Origin of the sequence: uncultured Acetatifactor sp. (assembly GCF_948601915.1) — a bacterium.
Taxonomy (GTDB): Bacteria; Bacillota; Clostridia; order Lachnospirales; family Lachnospiraceae; genus Acetatifactor.
The window spans coordinates 1-3,074 of record NZ_CAPDXS010000249.1; the positions used below are offsets into that span (position 1 = coordinate 1).

General features: G+C 54.5%; 4 protein-coding genes. All 4 read right to left on the bottom strand.

Annotated features, from left to right (window positions below):
* Positions 1-141 precede the first annotated feature (141 nt).
* The 4 genes from Q2B33_RS23625 to Q2B33_RS23640 all read right to left on the bottom strand — a co-directional run bounded on the left by Q2B33_RS23625 (position 142) and on the right by Q2B33_RS23640 (position 2,882).
* Positions 142-345: a hypothetical protein gene (locus Q2B33_RS23625; protein ID WP_300570815.1), complete on the bottom strand. Its 204-nt coding sequence runs from the start codon at positions 343-345 to the stop codon at positions 142-144.
* On the bottom strand, positions 323-802 hold the full coding sequence (gene rlmH, locus Q2B33_RS23630; protein ID WP_300570817.1) for a 23S rRNA (pseudouridine(1915)-N(3))-methyltransferase RlmH: 480 nt from the start codon (positions 800-802) through the stop codon (positions 323-325). The genes Q2B33_RS23625 and rlmH overlap by 23 nt, the downstream gene beginning before the upstream one ends.
* Before the next feature lie 85 nt (positions 803-887).
* The gene (locus Q2B33_RS23635; RefSeq protein WP_300570819.1) at positions 888-1,715 is read right to left on the bottom strand and encodes a hypothetical protein; all 828 of its coding nucleotides are present in this window, start codon (positions 1,713-1,715) and stop codon (positions 888-890) included.
* A gap of 246 nt (positions 1,716-1,961) precedes the next feature.
* Positions 1,962-2,882, bottom strand: a complete 921-nt coding sequence (locus Q2B33_RS23640; protein ID WP_300791998.1) for a hypothetical protein — start codon at positions 2,880-2,882, stop codon at positions 1,962-1,964.
* Positions 2,883-3,074: the final 192 nt, after the last annotated feature.

Genomic DNA, 3,074 nt, shown 5'->3' on the forward strand with positions numbered 1-3,074 from the left:
AAGGGGCGCTTTCTTGCAAAAGTCTATAGTCCTGAAAATTGGGAAACTTTTAGTTTATCATTAATTTTTTATTGTTACATCTTATCGAGAAAAAAACTCGTCACCATATCGCAAAACCTACTGATATGAACGCCATTAGATTCACGCCATCCCCATCCACTTCAGGTATCTGACCCATGATTTGAATCTTTCGCACAATGCAGCCATGGGGCTATCCATTTCTCCGCCCAACAATATAAGGGAAACATTTTTCCTGTCCCGCAATTCTTCCGCAATAATAATAGAGTTTGTAGCCACAATAACGCTCTGTTCCTTTTCGCCTTTACTTGTGATATGGTTCTCCATGCATAATCCGGAACCCCCTGTAAATCTGCTCCACCAGTATCACCCGCATGAGTTGATGGGGAAATGTCATGTCCGAAAAGCTTAAGGCCATGTCCGCCCGCCTGCGCAGGGACGCATGCAGGCCCAGGGAGCCGCCGATGACGAACACGATATGGCTGGTTCCCCTTACCGTCAGCCCCTCCATCCACCGGGCGAAGCCCTCCGATGTCAGGCGCTTCCCTTCTATCTCCAAGGTGCAGACAAAGGCGTCCTCCCGGATTTTCTCCAGGAGACGCCTTGCCTCTTTTTCCTTAATCTGCTCCTCTAAGGCCTCGCTGGCCCCATCGGGCGTTTTTTCATCTGCTACCTCCAGGAATTCCAGCTTACAGTATCTGCTCAGCCGTTTTTCATATTCCGAAATAGCGTCTTTATAGAACTTTTCCTTTATCTTGCCCACACATGCGATGCTGATTTTCAAGCTTACCCCCCATACCACAAATCCGGATTTTCAACCGCCCCGCCCCAGGCGTTTCAGGCCGCGCGTTACAGCCTTGGAGAGCAGACTACTCCTGCCCGAACAATCGGAAATACTGCCGCTCCCCAGGCTCCCTGTTGTCGTATGTCACGCACAGGTACAGGTTCTCCGCCTCATATTCCCCCGGTATCAGCCAGGCCACGACCATCTCTTTGCTCTCCCCCTTGGGAAGCTCATAGTGGTAATAATCCGACTTGCCCACGGAGGAGGAAGATGCGGAGAAATAAGTCGGCATGGAGGTTAAAATGCTCACTTTCCCGGTAGCCGGATCCGCATATGCAATCATGAATGTACCGATATGTAGATCATCTCCCTCTTCCACATTTACATTCCGTATAGTCAGGTTACATGTCAGGATACCCGCCTCGTCAATCCTGTACATCATGGGATCCCCTGACAGATCGTAATTCTCCGTCTCCTCCACCATCAAAGCCCTGTCCAACTGCGCCTCCTCCGGGGAAGCGGACAGCTTCGCGTCCTGAAGGGTAAGCTCCAGCCCCTGCTCCAGGGTGTGTTCGTCAACGAAATAGAGAACCTCCAAAGTATCTCCCGCTTTCAGGAGCTTATCCGACAGCACTACCTCCGTCTGCTCCTCGCCGCTTTCACCGGCCAAAGCTTCCTTTAGGGCCAGCTCATCCTCCGCGCTTTTCTCCGAGGAAGGATTCCCCGCTTCCGGCATGCCGCGCCCGGCCTCCGGCTGTCCTCCTGCCCCGGACGCACCGCTTTCCGGCTCCGCCTGCCCGCTGTCCTCCATGATTTGCACCATATCGATTCCCTGCCCGTCGCTCTCCTTGCCGCAGGAGGCAAACATCATGCAGGCCGCCAGAACCGTCATTGCCAAAATTTTCTTTTTCATAAGATAACCTCGCTTTCTCCTGACTATGCCGGGGCACTCGGCTCACGGGCCGAACGCGTCCTGAATCGATGCCCAAGCTTGACCGCTCGTGCGCATAACCGCTCTTTCCCACGCCCGCCGGCACTGTCATATCTTTCGAGATTATCCTATCGCTCCTGTGTATCCTTGTCTTTTCCTGTTTGTATCGATATGGTATCTTTTTATTCCGCCCAAATCGGTGCAGCTTTCCGAAGACCGCCGTGTCTTCTACGCCGATTCGTCCTTCTTCTCATAAATCATGTCATATACGGAATCATCGATGAATTTCTCCAGAAAACATTGATCCAGGTTCACGAACTGATAGTTCAGTTTTGCCTTGATACATTCGAAACGTTTGAAATACAGGGCCTCCTCCGATTCGGTGCCGTCCACGCCGATTTCGCTGTCCAGCTCCTGGGCGCGCAGGTTCTCCCGGCACCATGCCAGCATGGCGTCCCGGAGGGAATTTTCGGATTCTGCCTTTTTGGCGAAAAGCTTTGCGTTGTTCATGGATACGATGCCCGCCACGATAAAGAGGATGAACACAGCGGCCATCACGCCGTAGAACAGATAAGGATTGCTGAAATGCAGCGGAATCATGCCCATGATGCCCAGGACGATGACTATGAGCCCTACGCTTCCCATGATCAATAATATCCACGCGGAGGAACGGTTCTCATTGGCCCGCTCCCTGCTGTCCTGATAGAGCGCTCCGGCACTCTGGAACCCGGCAGACCGCTTCGGCTGGCCGGCATCCGTCTCCGGTTCATGGGGGGCGGCATCCCCATGCTCCCCGTCCTGCTCCTGGGGCAGACCGGCAGACATCCCGGCTTCTCCCGTTTCCCCGGCAGCCGTGTCCGCTTCTCTCTGCATGGCAAAGTCAGGCGCTTCCTCCCAGGCGGCGGCCTCCAGGGATTCCGCCTCCGCAGCCGGCCCCTCTGCCTCCCGCGCCGTGAGGCCTCCCGGCTTTCCGGCAGCCAGGCGCGCGGCCTGCTGCATGGCAAGCTCCAGACGCTCCGCCTGTTCCGCGGCAGCGCGCTCTTCCTCCATTTTCAAAAACTGCCCCTCGTCCACCAGTGCGCCGCCGCAATCGGCGCACACCGTGAATCCTTCCCTATACTCGCTTTTGCATTTCGGACACCAAGGCATATTTGTCTACCTTCTTTCCTCATCTGAATCGCCAGCCGCAAGCTCCGCACGGCATTCGACATACAATGGGTCGGGACGGCAGACTATCCGTCCCTTCCACTGCATGCGGAAATCAATGTAACATGAAATATATACTACAGACCGCCAGGATTTACAGTGGTGTCCCCGGGAAAGTACTTGGCTGGCGGTCTG

Coding starts and splice junctions, on each gene's coding strand:
- Q2B33_RS23635 (WP_300570819.1), bottom strand. CDS start 1,715: ATGAAAAAGAAAATTTTGGCAATGACGGTTCTGGCGGCCTGCATGATG.
- Q2B33_RS23640 (WP_300791998.1), bottom strand. CDS start 2,882: ATGCCTTGGTGTCCGAAATGCAAAAGCGAGTATAGGGAAGGATTCACG.
- Q2B33_RS23625 (WP_300570815.1), bottom strand. CDS start 345: ATGGAGAACCATATCACAAGTAAAGGCGAAAAGGAACAGAGCGTTATT.